General features: G+C 42.2%; 20 protein-coding genes. 8 read left to right on the top strand and 12 right to left on the bottom strand.

Features of this window, described 5'->3' with window-relative positions:
* Positions 1-6: 6 nt before the first annotated feature.
* Both A8806_RS13960 and A8806_RS13965 read right to left on the bottom strand, forming a co-directional pair.
* Positions 7-2,418, bottom strand: a complete 2,412-nt coding sequence (locus tag A8806_RS13960; protein WP_109731822.1) for a GHKL domain-containing protein — start codon at positions 2,416-2,418, stop codon at positions 7-9.
* Between the two features lie 87 nt (positions 2,419-2,505).
* Positions 2,506-3,483: an Rpn family recombination-promoting nuclease/putative transposase gene (locus tag A8806_RS13965; RefSeq protein ID WP_109731823.1), complete on the bottom strand. Its 978-nt coding sequence runs from the start codon at positions 3,481-3,483 to the stop codon at positions 2,506-2,508.
* A 444-nt stretch (positions 3,484-3,927) separates the two neighbouring features.
* Here A8806_RS13965 and A8806_RS13970 point away from each other — a divergent pair, with 444 nt between their 5' ends.
* Positions 3,928-5,325 (top strand): AAA family ATPase, encoded by a 1,398-nt coding sequence (locus A8806_RS13970; protein ID WP_109731824.1) that lies wholly within the window; start codon positions 3,928-3,930, stop codon positions 5,323-5,325.
* 40 nt (positions 5,326-5,365) lie between these two features.
* Here the strand turns inward: A8806_RS13970 and A8806_RS13975 are convergent, their stop codons facing one another.
* From A8806_RS13975 to A8806_RS13995, 5 genes are all read right to left on the bottom strand, one after another.
* Complete coding sequence (locus tag A8806_RS13975) at positions 5,366-6,490, bottom strand: VanZ family protein (RefSeq protein ID WP_109731825.1); 1,125 nt, start codon at positions 6,488-6,490, stop codon at positions 5,366-5,368.
* A gap of 212 nt (positions 6,491-6,702) precedes the next feature.
* Positions 6,703-8,628, bottom strand: coding sequence for an FtsX-like permease family protein (locus tag A8806_RS13980; protein ID WP_109731826.1), 1,926 nt, complete (start codon positions 8,626-8,628; stop codon positions 6,703-6,705).
* On the bottom strand, positions 8,618-9,385 hold the full coding sequence (locus A8806_RS13985; protein ID WP_109731827.1) for an ABC transporter ATP-binding protein: 768 nt from the start codon (positions 9,383-9,385) through the stop codon (positions 8,618-8,620). The genes A8806_RS13980 and A8806_RS13985 overlap by 11 nt, the downstream gene beginning before the upstream one ends.
* A 130-nt stretch (positions 9,386-9,515) precedes the next feature.
* Complete coding sequence (locus A8806_RS13990; protein WP_109731828.1) at positions 9,516-10,535, bottom strand: sensor histidine kinase; 1,020 nt, start codon at positions 10,533-10,535, stop codon at positions 9,516-9,518.
* Between the two features lie 33 nt (positions 10,536-10,568).
* A complete protein-coding gene (locus A8806_RS13995; protein WP_109731829.1) occupies positions 10,569-11,270 on the bottom strand; it encodes a response regulator transcription factor in 702 nt (233 codons plus the stop codon).
* A gap of 55 nt (positions 11,271-11,325) precedes the next feature.
* Here A8806_RS13995 and A8806_RS14000 point away from each other — a divergent pair, with 55 nt between their 5' ends.
* Positions 11,326-11,511, top strand: coding sequence for a Uma2 family endonuclease (locus A8806_RS14000; RefSeq protein ID WP_109731830.1), 186 nt, complete (start codon positions 11,326-11,328; stop codon positions 11,509-11,511).
* 20 nt (positions 11,512-11,531) lie between these two features.
* On the opposite strand, the gene A8806_RS14005 is transcribed toward A8806_RS14000, so the two are convergent.
* Together A8806_RS14005 and A8806_RS14010 are read right to left on the bottom strand one after the other, a co-directional pair.
* On the bottom strand, positions 11,532-12,422 hold the full coding sequence (locus A8806_RS14005) for a LysR family transcriptional regulator (RefSeq protein ID WP_109731831.1): 891 nt from the start codon (positions 12,420-12,422) through the stop codon (positions 11,532-11,534).
* Between the two features lie 67 nt (positions 12,423-12,489).
* Positions 12,490-13,293, bottom strand: a complete 804-nt coding sequence (locus A8806_RS14010; protein ID WP_109731832.1) for a DivIVA domain-containing protein — start codon at positions 13,291-13,293, stop codon at positions 12,490-12,492.
* Between the two features lie 190 nt (positions 13,294-13,483).
* Between A8806_RS14010 and A8806_RS14015 the strand changes: the two genes are divergently transcribed.
* Positions 13,484-13,663, top strand: coding sequence for a DUF6440 family protein (locus A8806_RS14015; RefSeq protein WP_181368726.1), 180 nt, complete (start codon positions 13,484-13,486; stop codon positions 13,661-13,663).
* 97 nt (positions 13,664-13,760) lie between these two features.
* Positions 13,761-14,615 carry a MerR family transcriptional regulator gene (locus A8806_RS14020; RefSeq protein WP_109731834.1) on the top strand — a complete coding sequence of 285 codons (855 nt, stop codon included), beginning with the start codon at positions 13,761-13,763 and terminating at the stop codon, positions 14,613-14,615.
* Between the two features lie 101 nt (positions 14,616-14,716).
* Here the strand turns inward: A8806_RS14020 and A8806_RS14025 are convergent, their stop codons facing one another.
* On the bottom strand, positions 14,717-15,541 hold the full coding sequence (locus A8806_RS14025) for a pentapeptide repeat-containing protein (RefSeq protein WP_109731835.1): 825 nt from the start codon (positions 15,539-15,541) through the stop codon (positions 14,717-14,719).
* Between the two features lie 136 nt (positions 15,542-15,677).
* On the opposite strand from A8806_RS14025, the gene A8806_RS14030 reads away from it, so the two are divergent.
* The 3 genes from A8806_RS14030 to A8806_RS14040 all read left to right on the top strand — a co-directional run bounded on the left by A8806_RS14030 (position 15,678) and on the right by A8806_RS14040 (position 17,616).
* Positions 15,678-16,232 carry a TetR/AcrR family transcriptional regulator gene (locus A8806_RS14030; protein WP_109731836.1) on the top strand — a complete coding sequence of 185 codons (555 nt, stop codon included), beginning with the start codon at positions 15,678-15,680 and terminating at the stop codon, positions 16,230-16,232.
* A 64-nt stretch (positions 16,233-16,296) separates the two neighbouring features.
* Positions 16,297-16,995: a hypothetical protein gene (locus tag A8806_RS14035; protein ID WP_109731837.1), complete on the top strand. Its 699-nt coding sequence runs from the start codon at positions 16,297-16,299 to the stop codon at positions 16,993-16,995.
* Between the two features lie 15 nt (positions 16,996-17,010).
* The gene (locus A8806_RS14040) at positions 17,011-17,616 is read left to right on the top strand and encodes a hypothetical protein (RefSeq protein WP_109731838.1); all 606 of its coding nucleotides are present in this window, start codon (positions 17,011-17,013) and stop codon (positions 17,614-17,616) included.
* A gap of 93 nt (positions 17,617-17,709) precedes the next feature.
* Here the strand turns inward: A8806_RS14040 and A8806_RS14045 are convergent, their stop codons facing one another.
* Positions 17,710-18,774 carry an NAD(P)H-dependent amine dehydrogenase family protein gene (locus A8806_RS14045; RefSeq protein ID WP_109731839.1) on the bottom strand — a complete coding sequence of 355 codons (1,065 nt, stop codon included), beginning with the start codon at positions 18,772-18,774 and terminating at the stop codon, positions 17,710-17,712.
* A gap of 19 nt (positions 18,775-18,793) precedes the next feature.
* Complete coding sequence (locus A8806_RS14050) at positions 18,794-19,357, bottom strand: TetR/AcrR family transcriptional regulator (RefSeq protein ID WP_109731840.1); 564 nt, start codon at positions 19,355-19,357, stop codon at positions 18,794-18,796.
* A gap of 363 nt (positions 19,358-19,720) precedes the next feature.
* On the opposite strand from A8806_RS14050, the gene A8806_RS26230 reads away from it, so the two are divergent.
* Positions 19,721-19,947, top strand: a 227-nt coding sequence (locus A8806_RS26230; protein ID WP_330405364.1) for a hypothetical protein, incomplete at its 3' end; no start/stop codon positions are given.

Consider the following 19,947-nt stretch of genomic DNA (forward strand, 5'->3'; position numbering starts at 1 on the left):
GCGCTGTTATTCTAAGAAAGAGGCGGGCTCAAGCATATGGCTGAGAATCTCCGCCGGAATTACAAATTCGGGCATCCCGGCTCTGCCGGACGCAACCTCATATTCATCAAACACGATGACCAGCTGATTCTGATCATTGATATAAAAGTTCTGATCAGGCGCTATTTCCTGAAACAATTCTTCATCGCCCCAAATGCCGCCGGGGATGAAGTAGTCATAGGAATTTTCCCGCTGCGCCATCTGCTGTTTTACTTCCTCGCTGATTACAGAAATGTAATCGCTGCCGCTTTGGAAGAGGTCAGACAATTCCAGTGCCTTCCCGGTTATTTTGTCAAGCACAAAACTGCGGCTGTACTGGCCGGAACCACCGGCGTTGATCGTAGTATCGAAGCGGATCACTAGCAATTCATCATTACGCAGGATGGTGTGTGTACAGTCCAACGCGACATAGCCGTTGTATTTGCGCGCGACATACCAGAGAAATTTGTCGCGGAGTTCTTTTATGTAATCCTCCATCTGGCTGTTGATCTCATCGACACCTTCGGAAAGTGCTGGGGGCAGGTTTCCGGTTTCTCCAGAAGACTCTGCAGAATGTTCTTTTGAAGGTTCCTTTGAAGATTCTTCATAAGGAGCTTTGGAAGGTGGAAGTTCCTCCGGTACAAGTGTGACGGATGGAACAGTGGGCTCTGTGCCGTCTTCCCAGGAAAATGTGCCGGAAGAACCGGGCTTTGCCTGAGATACGGAGATTTTATTGCTGTTTCTGGTTTCACCGGGATCAGTCACTTCGGCCTGAATGCTTCCTGTATCCTGGGTGGTTGTCAGTGCAGAAACCGTATCTGCCGGTTTATCGAAAGAGATGATGCCCCCGGCAGTGCTGTTTGTAAAATCCACCAGTGGCTGTACTGCTTGAAAAGAAGTGCCGCCCCAGCGATACTCGTAGGTCTTTAGATTTACGACACGAATCAGCGTTCCCAACAAGGGGATATTTTCCCACTCCTGAGCCATTACAGGCATACAGTTTATTGTAACACAAAAAACGAGTAAGGCTGTCATCGCAGCCACAGCCGCCTTATCATGTTTCTTCTTTCCCGTCTTCGGGGGAATGGCCGGGGTCGGAACAAACAGGATGACGTTCAGGCTAAAAATTCCGTCAGCAAATTCACAGCTAAACAGGCCATTGTATTTTCTGGATATGTTTTCAATGCTTTTCAAACCGATCCCATGTCCATCTTCGCAGGGAACGTTAGGGAAGCCGGATTTGCCGATGAAAACAGGGGTTTCACAGGGATTTTCGATGGAAATGACCAGTTTCTGGTTATCCTCAAACCTGACGAATATAGATAAATGCCGGTTCTCTTCCTGTATATTTTTCGTGCAGGCATTTGCAGCATTCTCCAGTGCATTGGCTAATATAGAACAAATATCCAGAGGGTCAAACGGGATCTCGTCAGGGATATGTATATCTGCCGATACACTGCATCCGGCATGTTCCGCCTTACGGATATAGGAAGAGAGCACCGCGTTGACCGTCATATTTTCACAGAAGGTTTTTTGCTCAGCTGCCTGAAGCTGTCCGTTAATACTGCTGATATAATTTTTCATTTCCTGCTGGCTGCCCTTGTCCGCCAGTTCTTCCAAGACGCTTAGGTGATGGCGCATATCGTGCCGGTAGGCCCGGCCGGCGGCAATTTTTTCACAGATTTCTTCGTACTCCTGACGCTGGATTTCCAACTGTGCAGTCACAGCCTTCTCTGCTTCCTGCATTTGCTGTTCTCTGGCTGAATAAATTAAAATCCTTGCCAATATCAGGAAAACCGATAAAGTGGTTAAAAAAATCAGAATCAGAACGATCCCGTCTGTGGGACTGTTTTTGAAATAGGAAAGCAGTAAAAAAATCATAAGGACCGGAAAGCAGAGCAGCAGCCAGTTTGTTTTATTATGTAGCACATATGTCTGAAAAGGTTTACGAAGACGGCGCAGAACGATATATAACAGCAAAACTGCTGCCAAAAGAAGGCATGCCGTTTGCATCAGGCTGCGCTGCCGGGAGGTCAGTCCTGGTATTGCCATAGAATAGCGGAGGAGCAGCTTTTGAAAAAGGGATAGTATTACGGACAGGAGAAGTCCCAAGGTCCAGACGGCAGCCGTCTGAAAAAAGCCGGATTTAGAGGCGGTATGTACGCCGATTATAACCGGAAGGTAGGCCGTCAGAGGAAGCAGGGTAAGCACCAGCATGTCATCCTGACCGGAAAGGAACAGTCCTGACTGCAGTACAACAATACCCGCAAGCAGTACGCATGCGGATATTATTCTATTTTTCTGACTGAACCGCTGTTCCGGGAGGGTGTGGCAGGCTATAAAAAAGGTGAGGAAGATAACCCCGGCCCACAGGAAATTCTCTATCTCTGCATATCCCATTTTGTTTTTGTCTCCTTGTGAAAAATAAATTAAAATCACACCGCCATTATATTCGTTTCCGAGTTTAATAGCAATAATTTATAGGAATTAAAAACGTGAAAAATATTCTTCTGATTGTTCTCTGGTAAGGGAAAAGCGGGTTTGCAGTTTCTTAAGGATCTTTTCTTTGTCATAGCCTTCCTCACGGTAATCCAGAATAAATGCTTTGATGCCCTGCTCAAGTCCCCTATTAATGCCGGTCTTAATTCCTTCGTCAACTCCATCCTGATATAAATCATCCAATGCTTTGCACATATCAATCCCTCCTATTGATTTTAGTTTAGCTTCGGGTAACTGCTGGCCTGAACCAAGCAGCACCCTTATTGCATTATAAGAATCTTCATCGATACTTCCGAAAAAATCTTTATTAGACTGTATATACTGCCGCAGTCCGTCCTTACTTTTCCTATATTTTAGCATGTTAAAGACTGGCTGTAAATCTGTTTGGAAACACACATTCTTGTCCATCTGTCTTGGATCAACCAAATTTATCCGGTAATTGGGAATATATTTTTTCAACAGTTCATATTCTTTTGCATGAATCCCTAAAAGTCCATGTAGCTCTTGTGCGCCATCCCATTCTTTTTCACCATAGTAAAAGACAATAGTAATAACGGGTGTGAGCCGGTCATTTTTTTTGAGACCAGACAAAAATTCAGAATTACTTTTCAACTCTTTGTTTTCTCTTCTGATTTTTCTAATCTGGCTGATCTGTTCAGTGTAGTTCAATGCATCATACAGCATTCCGCGCACAGGCATGGCATAATGGATTTCATCTTGGTTTTCACATGCCAGTACCACAATCCTTGTCCCGTCTTCTGCCACCATCATGATGTCACGGTATCTTTGAATAGTGACATTTTCACCGTTTGGTTTCCGTAAGATAAGGGTTTGTTCCGGGTTACTTTCTTTTAGGTGATTCGGCAGAAATACCTGTTTCCCATGAAACAGGGAGCCATTGATCAAATCCGCAAACCGGCGCTTATCGGAGAGCCAGCGTTTCATATAAATATCATTTTTTCCCATATGTTATTTTCTCCTTGTCAGTTTATATATCATTAAAAATGAAGAGAGTAATCCCAAGACAAGTTTATACTTTCAATAGACATCACCCGCCTTTTTGTTTAATTTTTTGAATGATTGTTGTCTGCCTGATGTTAAGGCATATTGGAAAGATTCCTTACTTTAGTAAGAAAGAAACCTTTTAAAATAGAGAAATCCCCTTTGATTAGACTCTAGATAAAATACATTAGATCTTTTCAAGTACATTTACTTTATCATAGATTATTATTAGAAGCTATAAATTTTGTATGAATTTTATACCAACATTTTATAAAGTAAGCGAAGCATGCTTGTGAACAGTGACACATATTATTCTTTATAAAACGTATATTATTCTGATTAAATTGATATTTGAGGGCGTATAATGTATAATAAAAGAACAATCAATGAACAAAGGAGGGAGATAAGATGAAGTATATGAACGTGCACACGGCATCAGAGAAATGGGGGATTTCTGAGCGCAGGGTTACAGCGCTCTGCCGGCAGGAGCGAATTTCAGGCGCCTGTAAAGAAGGGAAGGAATGGAAGATTCCAATTGCGGCACAGATGCCAGGTGACCGAAGGAGAAAAGATTACGACATGACAGAAGTACCTCCTTTACCGCTCCCGATAGGGATATCGGACTTCACGGAGACCGTTACACATTATTACTATGTCGACAAAACCCTGCTGATCCGGGATATTCTGGATGCGCGTCCCAAAGTATCTCTTTTTACCCGTCCAAGGCGTTTTGGAAAAACAATGAATATGGACATGATCCGTACATTTTTTGAGAAAACAGAGGTAGACACCTCTGCCTATTTTCGTGATAAAAACATTTGGTATTGTGGAGACAGGTACACCTCCCATCAGGGAAAGTACCCTGTTATATTCATGACGTTTAAAGATATTAAGTATTCGACATGGGAAGATACTTTGGACGGAATCAAGCAGGTGATTAAAAATGAATTCAGCCGGCATAATGAGTTACAGAACAGTCGTTTACTGACCAGCTTTGAGAGGGATTTCTACAAAGGCATTCTGGAGGACACGCTTACGGAAAGCAGTTGGACAGCGGCTTTGGGAATGCTGTCACAAATTTTGCATAAGCACCACAAAACGGCGCCGGTCATTATTATTGATGAATATGATACACCGATCCAGCAAGGACATTTACTGGATTTCTATGACAGGATTATCTTGTTTATGCGTAACTTTTTTTCTGCGGGGGTTAAAGACAACCCCAATTTATCGTTCGGCTTTTTAACCGGTATCCTGCGTGTGGCTAAGGAAAGTATTTTTAGCGGAATGAACAATCTGAAAGTAAATTCTATCCTAGATGACCGTTACAGCCAGTATTTTGGCTTTACAATGGAAGAAGTCCGTACAATGATGGAATATTATGGATATGGGGAAAAGTTTGGGGAAGCATGTGACTGGTATAATGGCTATTTATTTGGAAATACGGAGATCCTGAATCCGTGGTCAGTCATTAATTATCTGGATGATGGCTGTTATCCGAAGGCTTTCTGGCAGTCAACTGGCAGCAATGAAGTAATTGGTGAGATCATTCACCGCGCGACACCGGAAATTTTGGAGAACATGCAGCTTCTGATGCAGGGAAAATCAATATCCACATATATTGATACATCAGTTATTTATCCTGAAATCCAAAATAATCCTATGACTATATACAGTTTTTTGCTGATTGCGGGATATTTGAAAGTAGTGAACATGGCGCCTTGTCATGACGGGAATGCAATTTGCGATATTGCAATTCCAAATAAAGAAATATTCTATGTGTATGAAAAGGAAGCCGAAAAGTAACAGTTAGAGTATAAAAGAGCAGTTGCCAGCTGCTCTTTTATCAGCTCTTTTTGTCAGGGAAGGCGCTGATTATCCGGGTTCCAGACAGTTTTTCATAAAACAGAGGTTTATGACGGAAAAGCTGGATTCCGCTGACCAGCAGGAATATGACATAGGCTCCCCGCAGAAAGGCGGCAGGACTGTTGAAATCCGGCGAAGTGATATGAAATTCGGGCCATTTTTCCAGAAATTTATTAATAGCCAGTGGAAGGGTATGCAGGGCCAGAAACAGACTGCCGTAGCGGATCAGATACTGGTACCAGCGGGCCTCTTTCCCTGCAGTTGTGACGATTTTTGTTTTTGTAAACCATTTCCCTATTGTCATGCCATGAAGCATATTAGGGAGGAACATGAAATATAGCAGCGGTATAAGCACCTGTGCATAGGGGATGCGGCCTAAAAAGATGACGAATAAAACGCCAGAAAAGCCGGACATGATTCCAATGCACAAGATATCTAAAAACAGGGAAGTAAACCTTCTCATCAGGGAAACTTTTTCTCCACGTTTGTAACTCATGGAATCAATCTGTGCCCTTGTAGGAAGAATCTTTACAAAAGGACTCAGCAGGAAATATCCTACAGTTCCGCCCAGTGTATTGGCCATCAGGTCATCTACGTCAAATAGACGGTAGCTCCTTGGATAGTAGAAGTATAGCCCGGTGAGCTGGGTCAGTTCAAAAAACAGGGACAGCAGAAAGGTAAAGAGCACGGTCTTTTTCAGGCTGAGCCGGAAATAATAGCGCAGATATACCCCGAATGGAATTGTCATAACGATATTAAATAAAACCTGAAAGAGTGCCTTGTTATGCAGCAGAGTAAGCAGGCTCACAGGGTCCCCGTAAGAGATGCGGGACTCTTTCAGGATATCATGGATGAAGGTAAACGGAACAAGCTGCATACGCCGCCCGGTCATGGCTGCAACCTCTGTTCTGGAAGGAAGCGGCAGGATTACCAGAAAGTACATGCAGATCATGTACAGGATAAAGGAATAAACAACCAGTATCCGCAGACTGAGTACGGAGCCATATTTGTGATAGTTATATACGATATAAGGTATGGTAAAGAAAAATGCAATCATAGGGAAAAACAAGACTGCCTGTTTGATTACTTCGACATAAGTTTCCATAATAATTCCTCCTTCAACTCGAATTATAGCAGGTGAAAAAGATATTTCTACCTTTTGGGAAAAATGTAAGGTAAATGTAAGATAGAAAGATGTCGTAAAAAGATGTATTTAGAAATTAAATAATTTTTAATGAATTATATAAATATAATAAGAAATGGGGCAGTGCCCTGCCCCGGTATAAGAATGTATCAGAGTATACTCTCTGTTTTATTCTATATAACATTACGCTTGTATCCCACATAAGTGGCTGCAAAATACAACATGTAAATCAAAAGAAACACCCCAAGGCTGATGGACACGGCTCCCCAGAAGATTGCTGGTGTGATCACTCCAAGCATGATATTTTTTATACTCGAAGCAATAAAGACAGATAGGGGAAGGGGGATCAGCAGAGGAATTCCAAAATAAAGGAGCATCTGCCGGAATATCAGCTTTCCGATTTTCTGATCTGGTACCCCGAGGTTGGACAGTATTTTGTAGCGGAATCGGTGTTTGGAAGCCTCGCTTAACTGCTGTACTGCAAGTATTGTTGCCGCTGTACAGATAAATATCAGACCGGTATAGTACAGGCAGAAACCACAGACGATGATTCCGCCCCGGCTGTCAGCTATCGTATTTCCTTTCGTGTCCCAGTACCCTGTTCCCCAGGGATTCTTTCCAGTATCAATCCGGGAAGTCAGATAATCATAATCTTCTGTCGTAGTTTCTTCCACTGTATTTATCATCAGGGCCGTTGATTCTGACTGCAGTCCAGCGGTCAGTTCATCTGGAAGAACGATAATGAAGCCGACGCCGATATATCCGCCCTGAGATAATGGTTCATCATAGGCTGCCTGAAGATTCAGGGTGGTGCCGTTTATCGTATAGGGCAGACTGCCTTTTTTATCAGCAGTATTTTTAGTCTCAGAGCGGGCATGGAGGATATAGTGTCCGGCAGAAAGGCTTACCGGTTTATATCCCAGCATCTCACGCAGTTTTGCATAGTTACTATAAGAGATAGCATAGTCGTCTGGTAAGTAAGTGTCCAGACCAAGGGTATCGTAGAGTGCCGTCTGGTCACAGTTATAGACAGGTACCTGGCAGATGTCTTTTATTCCGCGTTCTTTTTCAAAATACGTTTCTATATCTGCAAAGACAGTTGTGTCTGATACGGATATCTGTGCATCAAAGGGACAGCGCTCCAGCGCTGAGAGCTCAAAGAATTTATTGAAGAGCGCTGCGCTTTGGAGGCATGTAAGAGTCAGGGTGAACAGCATGGCCAGTGTGCCAATGGTAAAGCTCATGGTGTTTAATTTGGCCGAGAGGTTCCGGTATATAAACAGGTTATCCTTCGAATATTTCCGCTCAATTTTTCCAAGAAAGATTTTCACAAAAAAACCTGCCAGAGAAATATAAGTCCCATAAAGTCCCGCAATGATCATAACGAAACCTGCCAGCAGGAGGAACATGGAGAAAAAGGCAGTCTCGTGGAAAATAAAATATATGAGTGAGCAGCCGCCTGCGAGTATTCCCATTGATACTGCACAGAGGATCCAGTGGCTTTTTTTATTGGAGATTACCGCAGTCTCGTTCTGCTTCTCCGCATAGATAAGATCATATATTTTTATTTTTTTCAGCCTTCTTCTCATCCTGAGCATGGAGAATGCGTAGATCAGTACTGCATAGAGCAGGGTGAGCAGCATGGCGGGCAGAGAGAAAATTTCTTTTACAGAAAACTTAACCTCAAAAAAAGTCTTGATGATCAGGCTTAGAATCTGATAGATGAAGGTTCCCGCCAGAAGACCGGCCAAAAATGCGGCGGCTCCCATGAATATATTTTCCAGCATGACCATTTTAGAAATTTTGCGGCTGCTGATGCCCAACAGCATGTAGGTGCCAAGTTCCCGGCTCCTTTTTTCCAGCATAAAACGGTTCATGTAATGTACAAGCCATTCGATTACTGCGATTATGATTACTGAGATAAAAATAATCATGATCGAAAGGCTTCCCATCATCTGGTTTATTTCTTTGATTTCTTTCGAAAAAATGACCATATTGAATGCATACATCAGGGAAAAAGAAATCGTAGCGGTAAGAAGATAGATGCCATAATCCCTCATGGAGCGCTTGGCATTGCGCATTGCCAGTTTAGTGAGCATCGGACACGTCACCTCCCAACAGGGTTACGACATCCAGAATTTCATTGAAGAAAACCCGTCTGGCCTTATTTCCCCTGACCAGTTCACTGAAGATTTTTCCGTCCCGGAGAAAAAGGATCCGGCTGCAGTAGCTGGCGGAAAAGATGTCATGTGTAACCATCAGGATGGTAGCCTGCATTTCATGATTCATTTGTGTGAAGCATTCCAGAAGCATGCCGGCTGATTTTGAATCAAGGGCGCCTGTTGGCTCATCGGCCAGAATCAGGCTGGGGCGGGAGATCAGTGCACGTGCACAGGCACAGCGCTGCCGCTGTCCCCCGGATACCTCGTAGGGAAACTTAGGAAGGATATCCAAAATACCAAGCTGCCGGGCTGTTTTCTTTACTTCATCGGCTATTTTCTGCGGGGATATTCCCTGAATAACAGGGGCCAGAGCAATATTTTCTTCGATCGTCAGGGTATCCAGTAAGTTGAAGTCCTGAAAGACAAACCCCAGATTCTCCTGACGGAACAGGGCCAGTTTATCCTCTCTTAATTCTGTAATATCAGTGTCATTGAGATAAATATGGCCTGCTGTTACGGTATCGATCGTGGAGATACAGTTGAGAAGAGTCGTCTTGCCGCTCCCGGATGCCCCCATGATGCCAAGAAATTCACCTTTTGATACAGAAAAGCTCACATTGTCCAGAGCCTTTGTAATGAGTGTCTTTGTTCCATAATATTTTTCCAGTTCTTCAATTCTAAGTAATGGTTCCATAATGTACTCCTTCTATGATATTGTTATATCTGCTTTTCACTTTTATGCTGTTATCATAGCAGGAAAGCCGTCCTTTTCATACTTACAAAGTTGTAATACATGCAGGGTTGATTCAAGTGGGTTTCTTACACTAATTGTCCTGCCCCGGACGGTTATAGGTACTGTCTGGAAAGTTTATAGTAATCGTGGTTCCTTCCCCAAAAACGGAATCCGCCCTGATGGCCAGCCCCAGTTTCAGGCAGAGCTTGCGGCAGAGATATAATCCCATGCCGGTGGACTTTCTGTTTCCGCGTGTGCTGCCGGTAAAACCCTTTTCAAAGATGCGGGGAAGATCTTCCGGGGGGATGCCCTGCCCATTGTCCTCAATGATGAGTGATACACTGTTTTTGGTGCGAGAGGCAGAAATCTTTATAAAAGCTCCTGTTGGTTTATGGTATTTTATGGAATTAGAAAGAATCTGGCTGAGAATATAAGTCAGCCATTTTTCATCCGTACAGACAGTATCCGCAGTCTCTTCCACCTGAAGCCTTATATGTTCTTCCAGCAGCAGGGTCCTGTTCTGCATCAGCGCGGGACCAATCGCATCAAAAAGGGCGAACTCCCTGATAAAATAGTCTTTTTCCACATGCTCGCTGCGGGCATAGTATAAGGCCTGTTCCACCAGGTCACCGATCCGGGACAATTCCTTCCCGATACGCCGTTCTTCACTGTCCGGGTTGTTTTTGCAGATCAGGTCAATGGCAGTAATCGGTGTCTTAATCTCATGGATCCATTCCTCTATATATTCCTTGTAATCGCGGTTGGACTGTTTTAGGTGGTTTACATTTTCCAGCATAGATTTGCAGGCCGCACGTAAAATATGGCAGTAGAGCTTATCCTCATTGGTTACCGGTTTTTCCAGCATTTCACAGATCAGGTATTTCTGGTCCAGAAGGTCCAGCTGGTGAAAAATCTGCTCTGCCTTCTTTTTTTGCCGGTAATACCCGCTGCCCCATACTATGGCCAATATAAAAGCCCAGACAAAGAGTACAGGCAAAACAGAAGGAAAGCTGTTCCCGAGTAATATAAAATAAATCGACAGGGCGATTGAACAAAACAGATTTAGAAAAAGCAGCATCAGCTTTTCAGACAGATAGTTCATAAGAGTCATGGCAGTTTCCTTTCATAAATTAGAATAGCAGTTTCAGGGATACTGTTTACAGGCATGGACCATCAGCCCTTTTTTAGGAACAGTAACGATCAGGCCGTCCAGTCCGACCTCCTTCAGACGGCGGCGCAGCCGTGACAGATTCACATTTAAGATATTCTCGTCCACATAAAATTTATTTTCCCATAAGTATTCGATCAAAGAATCTTTGGTTACGACATGATCCTTATTCAGGAAGAGATAGTAGAGGATCTTAACCTCATTTTTAGAGAGATCCATCGTTTGCCCCTGATAAGTGATCTGCCCCATTAGCACATTAAGCGCTGCGCCGGATGCGTGGATGGATTCAGAGAGGGCGGTATTCTGGCGGTTCAGCAGCCTGTTAATCCGGGCCAGCAGGATGGGGAGGCTGTATGGTTTTCGGATGAAATCATCTCCGCCCGTAAGGATACTGGACAGTTCATCTTCATCATCGGTCCGCCCTGTGACAAAGATGACAGGGATATTGGTCACCTTCCGGATATCCCTGCACAGGCTCAGGCCGTCACATGCCTCCAGATTAATATCCAGAAGGATGAGCTCCGCCGGGAAGGTCTCTAACAGAGCCTGAACATCTGTTGATAATTCTTTCTGTGTACAGGAGTAGCGTTCCTGACAGACGCATGAATAGCCATTTGCCTGCAGATAGACTGACAGCTCCTGACGGATATTGGGATTATCTTCTATAATTAATATCATGGTTACTCCTTCTATGGATTGTTATTGAAATGATAACACAGGAGGCAGTGTGCGGATGGACTATTATACCAAGCTTTTCAAATATCGTTCAGCGAATATGAAAGAATATTGGATTGTAGATTATGAAAAAAAGCTTGTAACTGTTTATGATTTCCGAAATGAAAATCTGGAGCGTTATGACATACCTGGAGAGGTGCCGGTAAATCTCTACTCTGGAAGGCTAAAGATTATATTCGACTAAGTTTAGCGCGAGAACTATGTTTAGCATTTGCATTTCTTCACAGCCTCAACAAACCGGTATACATCCTCCGGTGCATTCAAACTGTACAGCAATCCATAGGGAATGCTGTAATCCCAGTCTACCGGGATAGATACCAGCCCGGGGTGGATGTCCTGCCAGCACTCAATTGTTAGCAGGACCTTCCTGCTTTCTGCGCAGCGGTTAAAGACGGACATATCGTAAAATTGCGGAGTATCTTCTATATTAATTTGCGGATGGTGTGTCTTAAGATCACTGCGCAGGATGTCATTCACCTCGGAATCCCCCTTTTTTACCATCATAAGTGTTTCACCATATAAATCTTCGACCGTAATCGATTCTTTACCTGCAAGCCGGTGCTCTCTGGACACGGCAGCCATCTTCCGGTATCTACCAAGCGGCAGGAAATTGCAGAGATTGAGCCACGCTTTGGAATCGCATACCCCGATCAGAAAATCAAATTTCTTCCCGAGCTGGCTGATTTCTGTGAGAATGCCGTCGTGGTCGTCTTCAAAGGGAACAAGGTGAAGTTTATATTCGGGGAAGTCCCTGTTCACCTGATACCACAGATCCATAAAAGGTTTGGCCGGGTTCAGCAGCGAGGTGCCTACGCAGAAAGTCGTATCGGCTAAATGCATAGTGGTTCTGGCATCTGCGATTGATTTTTTGGAATATTCAATGATAAATTTTGCATCCCGGTAAATGACAGCTCCGGCAGATGTCAGGCTGATACCGGATGGGTTGCGTTCCATCAGGACAAGGTCAAGCTCTTTCTCCAGCGCATTCATCTGTTTCATGACTGCTGTAGGAGAAATGTACAGGAAATCTGCGGCTTTTGTAAAGCTACCGCAGTCTGCGACTGCTATGAAAGTATCGAGCATACGGTTATACACAGGCGACATCCCTTTCATTTGTATTTCTATTAATAGCGCTACTGTTTACAGGGCTTGTGAAAGGAACTTAATAGCTTCCTTCCCCGCCGCAATACAAGCATTTTTCCTGCCCGCTTCCCTTACAATGACGGCAGCGGACCCGTGCTTCATACCCGCTGCTGCCCCCGGAACCATAAGTTGGAACTGACTTGTATTCTGTACGGTATCCTTCCCCATCACAGAACGGACATTTATTCTTTCCATCCCCACCGCAATATCCGCAGGGCTTCTTAGAATTATCTGGTATATATGGAGTGACAGGAGTACGGGAATAATCAGGCGTATACCCAGCAGTACCTGATGCGTCTGAAGAAGCGCTGTTATCCACAGCGGGGGCAGACGGGACCGCAGAAGCGGCAATCATACCTTCCCCCTGACAGAGGTTACATACATGCTTACCACTGCCATTGCACATGTCACATTCCTGATTGTTATAACTGTCAAATCCGGTTCCGTCACATTTCCCACATTGGTTAAAGAATCCGGTGCCTTCGCAATCAGGGCATGGCACCATGCTGTTCTCAGCTTTTGGAGGGGTGGAGCTGTCTGCATCGTCAGCCTTTGCTGTTTCAGCCGTTTGCGCTCCGGCTAATTCATTTTTTCCTGATGCCGCTTCTTTGGATTCACTGGCCGTTTTTTGGGCTTTCTCTTCCGCCTTCTGTTTTTCCAGTTCTTTTTTCAGATTCTCATTTTCTTCCTTTAATTCTTTGCTGTCATTCTGCAGTTCTTTAATGTCTGACTCTATCCCCTGTTCTGTAGTACTTTTCTGGCAGCCGCTTAAGATACCACATACTAAAAATACACTAAGGAATATAAGTTTCATCCGTTTCATATGCTCCCCCCCTGACATGTTGTTCAATATATCCGGATTCCTATTGAATTGTGTAACTTTTACGCTTATCATAATGTTATTACTATTCTAGCACACACATATAAAAATGGGAAGATTGTGTTATTTTGTACAAGGAAAATTAGTGAGAGTATGATAAGATGGTTTTAGAACAGGCAGAGGAGGAATCATTATGAGTGATAATAAAAGATTTGAAACGGTGTATACCGAAGGGAGTCCATTAGGGAAAGGATTGAAAATGATTTTTGTCGATAAGGAAACAGGGGTTAACTATGTTTTCGTGCAGGCAGGTTATGCGGGGGGTCTGACACCATTGCTTGATGCTGATGGGAAACCTGTGATAACAAAATAAAACTTATTATGAAAAATAATTCAAAATCTATTGACTCTCACGTTACGTTATAGGCTAAAATGAATTTATCAAGAACAGTAACCAGGGAGGAAAACAGATGCAGACAGTAAAAGAGGTTTCAAACTTAACAGGTATCAGCGTACGCACACTTCACTATTACGACGAGATCGGACTCTTAAAACCATCCGTGCTCAGTGAGGCGGGATACCGGCTTTATGACGATAAAGCCTTGGAAACTTTACAGCAGATACTGTTTTTCCGGGAGCTTGATTTGCCATTGAAGCAAATCAAGTTGATTTTAGAAAATCCTGCTCTGGATAAAGATCAACTATTAAACAGCCAAAAAAGATTGCTGGAATTAAAAAAAGTAAGATTAGAACGAATCATTGCCAGCATTGATGAAATTCTGAGAGGAGATAACAAGATGGATTTTGGAGTTTTCAGTAAAGCAGAGATAGAACAGATGTACCACGATATAGAGAACAATATGACAGACGAGCAGAAGGAGCTTTTCGTTAAAGAATATGGCAGTATAGAAGCATTCCGGAATCATTTTTTAGACAATGCGTCCAGTGAAGAGGCGCAGAAAAATTTTGCCAAAGTGGTGGAATGGTATGGGGATAAGGAGAGTGCAAAGAATGCTGCCTCAAATCCGGATAATGCCAAAATTGTTGAGGCCTATGGGAAAAGACTGGATCAGGTAACGAAAAAATTAGCAGCCAGGGCAGGCATGGATGTCAATACACTTGAAGTGAAAGAAATCGTGGGAGAGATGGACTTTGTCTCCAAACAGCTTTACCAGATGGAAGATGTCACTGCATTTATGCTGGACATGGCAGAGCAGTATGTTAATAATACGGAAATGCAGAAGAGGTTAGATGCAGTGTATGGAGAAGGCAGTACTTTATTTATCGGGCAGGCTTTGCAGAACTTTTACAAAACAAAAAAGTAAGAATTGTTCCAGTACATGGGGCGGATATCGTTCCGCCCCATGTGCCTGGTTACGGGATAATTCCCCCTGCCTGAACCGACCCCCGGGGCAATTCATTCTTCTTAGCGCCATGCAGTTGGTCTTATAAGATGTTTAGGTATGCGGGTATTCAGGTTTCCTATTGCTGCGTTAATCTGCCCCTGTGTTAAAAAAATACTTTCACTTAAATTAGCGTTTTTTATATTAGCATCCCGCATATCTGCTCCAAGAAAATTACAGCCAGTCAAACCGCACCCTTCTAAATTTGCCGCAATTAAAAGTGTTGAACTAAAGTTACAGCCGTTCAGTTGGGCTTTCCTGAAATTATGCCCCATAAAATCATTTTTCTTTGTTATATTTTCTGAGTTGGCAATCTGTTTCTTTACCATTGTCCAGGCCTTATTCAGTAATATGTTGATGTTAGTTCTAAGCAGCTCTATATCGATATCCAAAATTTTTTGAGGAGAGGATTTCAAAAGAAGATGTAATTCGTGTAAATAAATATCAGCCTCCTTCCATAGCACCTTTGCAGGCAGAAGTGTTAAAACTTCTGAAACGTACCATGATATTTGCTGCAGATAGAATGTTTTTACAAATACATCAAATTCCTCCTGAGCCGTGCATGGGTTGGATTTCCAGTTTTTTTCTCCATACAGGCGGGTAACTATCTGCCCTGCCCCGCAACAATCGTAGGCCAGACAGCCTTTCATATTTTTAGAGTGCAATTCGTTGTGAATACTGCAAGAAAAGTGATTATCTAAATAGCGGCAAGGTGTTCCTGCAACTTTGTCAGCAGGAAATCCATCATATTTAGAAAAGTATAATGCAACACAGCAAAGGCCGCTGCATTCATTACATTTAATCCGAAATTCATTGAAGATATTAGAACCGTATTGATGAAGTTTCAACTTGTACCTCCTTACAAACGTATATCTTACTTGTGCCACTTCTTTATTAATAGTATAATAGGTAAAAAATATGTCGTCAATCGCTCGAAACCAAGTGCTACATCCAAGTGGAAAATGTGACACAAAAGGAGGCTAAATGAAGAAGTCAAATCCAATAGCGGAACAATCTAAACAATGGCTGGCCCAATCTCTATTTGATCTAATGGAAAAACAAAATTATTCTGAAATTACAATTTCAAAAATTTCAGAAAATGCCCAACTTGCCCGGCGGACATTTTATCGAAATTTCAGCTCTAAAGAAGATGTAGTCATCTACTCCTGCACACAGCTATGCGAGAGCTATATCAGATATTTAGATCAGGATATTGAATATTCGGTACGACATATCATTAAAGTTTATTTTACCTATTGGCAGGAACATATAGATTACTTGACAGTATTGACAAATAATAATCTTTTATGTCATTTAATTAATGTTTCAAACAAATACTGGCCACAGATATATGAACGTTTTAGAGTACACTGGAAAGATGACTGCTCTGATGAAGAACTAGAGTATTGTCTGCTTTTTAATATGGGTGGTCTTTGGAATGTTTTAATTAAATGGTTGTATAACGAAAATAGAGAGCCCCCTCTTGAAATGGAACGTATGATTCATAAATCACTCCATTACTTTATGAAAAGTATCTAATTTTTTGTTCCATAACTGTAAAATCAAAAATCGGAACTTATGTTCAGGACGAGGAGAATATAAAATGTGTACAAGTATAATTTCAAATAGAAAGAAAACAATTGTCGGATGGAATCTTGATATTTTAGATATGGATTACAAGGTTGTAGCCGAAGATGATAAAGTTTATATTGCTATAAATGATAAAACTGAGGGATGGCTGCCATTATTTGGCGCTAATGCAAGAGGTGATTTTGTGGCCATGCCGACCTGCTGGCCATTTGATGGCAGAAGTAATCCTGTGAATGCGGACAGTAAAAATATTATTATGCTGGATATTGATCTTCTTCTTGGCAAAAAGACATTAAATGAAATCAAAGCTATAGTTGAGAGGGAACCCGTATACAGTGTTCCTGGTGTGACATTTCAATCACAGTTATCAGACAAAGACGGGAATGTTTTACAAATCATTCCGGGGCAGGGATATCAATATTTTCCAAGGCCGGAATACTCCGTCCTGACTAATTTCTCTCCTTTTAAAGGCAATACGGAGCAGCATCCCTGGATGGGGTGGGACAGGTACAATAAGGCTGTGGAAATGCTTGAAAAGAAAAATGATGATTTTGATATTTCGGATTGTTTTGAAATTTTACAAGAAACGGCACAAACCGTATGTCCAACTGTGGTATCAATGGTATTTGATGTTTCAGATAACATAGTATATTGGTGCGAGAACAGGGAATGGAATCAAGTAGAGAAAAAACAATTAATTGTACAAAGGTAACCGAAAGGGGCATTGATGAAAGAAATTATTAATTTTATTGAGTCAAATGTGAATGGCAAAACGCTGTTTACAAAAGAATTAGTCTATGAACTGGAACATGGAGCATTGCAGGGTGTATATTCTGATCAGATATCATTTTCTAACTTGAAATATTCTCAAAGTGGGTTCCAGCTGGATATGTTTATTGTGTCTAACGAGAAGATATGGCTTATTGGACAGGAGGGGCAGCGGGAGGAATTACGGAAAGATTTCAGCGGTGTATCTTTGTTTCGCTTTGAATTAGCGGAGCGGAAAAGTACGAACGGTATTACAGGCAGTTTCCGTTTTATATCTGCTTCGGGGAAAAATGTGGCGGCGGAGGCTATTATAAGTGGTATTTATGATGTGCGTCTTGAAAATGATGTACTGAAATTATCGGAAGATCAGGTTTTGTATCGGGATCAGCCCGTGCAAGATGGGCGTTTCAAGCCTGTTGCATTTCAATCACAGCATCGTTTCTATAATGAAGACGGGAAGTTACACTATGAGTATGACGGCAAATGTTTTGATGTAGATCCAAAAACGATGAAGCGCAGCGGCAGCCCCGACACTTTTCCACCGTTTATTTCAATTGAGAAGTAGGAGTGATTATATCACTTTCTTTTGGTACAAATGAAACGGCATCTGGATATCTTCCCAGTTTTAGGGAAGATATCCAGGTGCCTGTGCTTATTTTTAATCAAATGCGTTACTTGTTGTTGTTGTGTAAAGGTCAAGAGAAGTTAACATTCCTGCTTTCGCCCCTACAACCTGAGGAATTGCATTCAAAGCACGCATACATACCATCGAATATCCCCATGCCTGATCATTTGCGGAGAAATCACAGTTAAGATTTGGAGCACCTTTCACGGTGATCCGGTAAACCATGCCGGGTGCAAATTCCCATTCAGGAGCTACATCAGCCCCCATTCTATTTATAGCTCCGACAGTAATTGCATCCTTGCCATTAATCACTCCGGTAATGGAGAGACGGACAGCGCCAACAGTTCCCGCAGGAATGGTTCCATAACCTACCTGCAGGTCATGATCTGTCAGAACCTTCTCGTAATTCGTCTTATAGGATTCTACTTTATAGCCTAAAGATTCTGCAATTAAGTCGACACATGGTCCCCACGTTTTCTGCATAAACATAGGATCTTCACACACTGCCACAAAATCGACAGGCATTCCAAAACCGCGGCCGGTTTTCATTTCAAATTCATTAGGAGCCATAGAGTAATCACAAATTTCTATGGCACGTATACTGTCTATCCGATCTGCTACAGTGAGTAAAGTAGAAACAAGATAATCACATGAGAATCCGGGATGAATGCCAGACATGAAGAAGGAAGCCTGACCTTCTTCACAGGCTTTGCGTATTCTGTCAACCAATGGCTGGTTCAAGTGGGTCTCAGGGAAAATCATGGAGGAAAGGGAGGTCCCAACAACATTGATTCCGGCTAAAAGGAACTTTTCGGCAATCGATACTGCAATATCCTCTAAATTTGGACCATTCACTCCAATGAACGCACAGTCAGGCTTTAAGGCAATCAATTCATCCATATCGCCCGTCACGGTTACTCCTGTGTGCATGCCGCCGGCAAATTTAATTTCACCGGCATCTTTGCCGATATCCGCACCTGCAGTTTCCGGATGTGCCCACACACCAATTAATTCGTAGTCCTTTTTCCGTGCAAATGCACCGATAGCATAGGAACTTACGTTTCCTGTACCTAAAACAACTACTTTGATTTTTTTCATGTTGCTACCTCGCTTTCATTTATTTTTTATTTGTAAGACCAAATATGGTCTCAGCAATCAAATCGGCTTCAGCGATAAAATCAAATGATCCATTTGCCAGCTTCCATTCTAAAATCAAGCCTGTAATAGCCATGTTATAATGGCGTATAAGGTTTTGTGCGAGATATCTGGGCTTTTTTGTTGCTTCGATAATAAGATCGATAATTGAATCAGATCCAATATAAACACCAATGCCCTGATGGGAGTTTGCCATATTATCGGCGGATTCTACAGTTGCAATCAGTAAAAAATATAATAAGTCACATCCTATTTTTGATATATCAGATGCATAATATGTAAAAAAGCGTTTAAGGTGTATCTTGGGATCTGCGTCGAAAAGTTCATTAAGTTTATCAATCTTATCTTTTTCATCACAGAGCTCCCAAAACAAAAGTACATCATTTTTATTTCGAAAGTGATGATAAAAACTGCCCCTTGTAATACCTAATTCATTGCAAATGTCTTGTACATATATATTTTCAAATCCATGCTGTTTAAATAGGTTCATTGCACATAAGCAAATGTCTTTTTTTGTTACTTTCATTAGTTAATCTCCTTGACAGCTTAAAACATACACGTGTATGTTTTAAGCTAAATATAACAGAACTCTATGCTTCTGTCAATCATTACCATTCAGTGAAACGGAAAATTCCGATTTCGTGTCGATTTCGTCAAATTGCATAATTGCTCTTTTCCTTATCTCATGATATACTCTCATCAGAAACTTCGAAAGGTACTCGCCTTTCTTTTTTCAATCGGCAGCTCGCCGATTTACCCAAGTAGTTACAGATTAGTAAAGTAAAAACTGCACTTTGATAATTTAATAGACTTTACACTTTCCAGTGTGGTATAATACATAACACGATAATCGGACCTGTACAAATCACGTAAAGTGAGGAGGGAGAGCATGACAGACAGCGCAAAGCTTGATTTAATACTATCGCAGTTGTCTAACATGGCAACAAAGGATGACTTTCACAGCTTAGATAATAAGGTAACTGCTTTAGACAACAAAGTAGAGACCTTGGGTGATAAAGTTGATGTTTTAGACAACAAGGTTGATACCTTAGATAACAAAGTAGAGACCCTGGACAACAAAGTTGTGGACTTAGACAACAAAGTAGAGACCTTGGA

The sequence above is a fragment of the Faecalicatena orotica genome, from assembly GCF_003149245.1.
In the GTDB taxonomy this organism is placed as follows: domain Bacteria; phylum Bacillota; class Clostridia; order Lachnospirales; family Lachnospiraceae; genus Faecalicatena_A; species Faecalicatena_A orotica.

What these genes read in the sequence shown, in the direction of transcription:
- A8806_RS13960 (WP_109731822.1), bottom strand. Translation starts at nt 2,418, where the DNA reads ATGGGATATGCAGAGATAGAGAATTTCCTGTGGGCCGGGGTTATCTTC.
- A8806_RS13965 (WP_109731823.1), bottom strand. Translation starts at nt 3,483, where the DNA reads ATGGGAAAAAATGATATTTATATGAAACGCTGGCTCTCCGATAAGCGC.
- A8806_RS13970 (WP_109731824.1), top strand. Translation starts at nt 3,928, where the DNA reads ATGAAGTATATGAACGTGCACACGGCATCAGAGAAATGGGGGATTTCT.
- A8806_RS13975 (WP_109731825.1), bottom strand. Translation starts at nt 6,490, where the DNA reads ATGGAAACTTATGTCGAAGTAATCAAACAGGCAGTCTTGTTTTTCCCT.
- A8806_RS13980 (WP_109731826.1), bottom strand. Translation starts at nt 8,628, where the DNA reads ATGCTCACTAAACTGGCAATGCGCAATGCCAAGCGCTCCATGAGGGAT.
- A8806_RS13985 (WP_109731827.1), bottom strand. Translation starts at nt 9,385, where the DNA reads ATGGAACCATTACTTAGAATTGAAGAACTGGAAAAATATTATGGAACA.
- A8806_RS13990 (WP_109731828.1), bottom strand. Translation starts at nt 10,535, where the DNA reads ATGACTCTTATGAACTATCTGTCTGAAAAGCTGATGCTGCTTTTTCTA.
- A8806_RS13995 (WP_109731829.1), bottom strand. Translation starts at nt 11,270, where the DNA reads ATGATATTAATTATAGAAGATAATCCCAATATCCGTCAGGAGCTGTCA.
- A8806_RS14000 (WP_109731830.1), top strand. Translation starts at nt 11,326, where the DNA reads ATGGACTATTATACCAAGCTTTTCAAATATCGTTCAGCGAATATGAAA.
- A8806_RS14010 (WP_109731832.1), bottom strand. Translation starts at nt 13,293, where the DNA reads ATGAAACGGATGAAACTTATATTCCTTAGTGTATTTTTAGTATGTGGT.
- A8806_RS14015 (WP_181368726.1), top strand. Translation starts at nt 13,484, where the DNA reads ATGAGTGATAATAAAAGATTTGAAACGGTGTATACCGAAGGGAGTCCA.
- A8806_RS14020 (WP_109731834.1), top strand. Translation starts at nt 13,761, where the DNA reads ATGCAGACAGTAAAAGAGGTTTCAAACTTAACAGGTATCAGCGTACGC.
- A8806_RS14030 (WP_109731836.1), top strand. Translation starts at nt 15,678, where the DNA reads ATGAAGAAGTCAAATCCAATAGCGGAACAATCTAAACAATGGCTGGCC.
- A8806_RS14035 (WP_109731837.1), top strand. Translation starts at nt 16,297, where the DNA reads ATGTGTACAAGTATAATTTCAAATAGAAAGAAAACAATTGTCGGATGG.
- A8806_RS14040 (WP_109731838.1), top strand. Translation starts at nt 17,011, where the DNA reads ATGAAAGAAATTATTAATTTTATTGAGTCAAATGTGAATGGCAAAACG.
- A8806_RS14045 (WP_109731839.1), bottom strand. Translation starts at nt 18,774, where the DNA reads ATGAAAAAAATCAAAGTAGTTGTTTTAGGTACAGGAAACGTAAGTTCC.
- A8806_RS14050 (WP_109731840.1), bottom strand. Translation starts at nt 19,357, where the DNA reads ATGAAAGTAACAAAAAAAGACATTTGCTTATGTGCAATGAACCTATTT.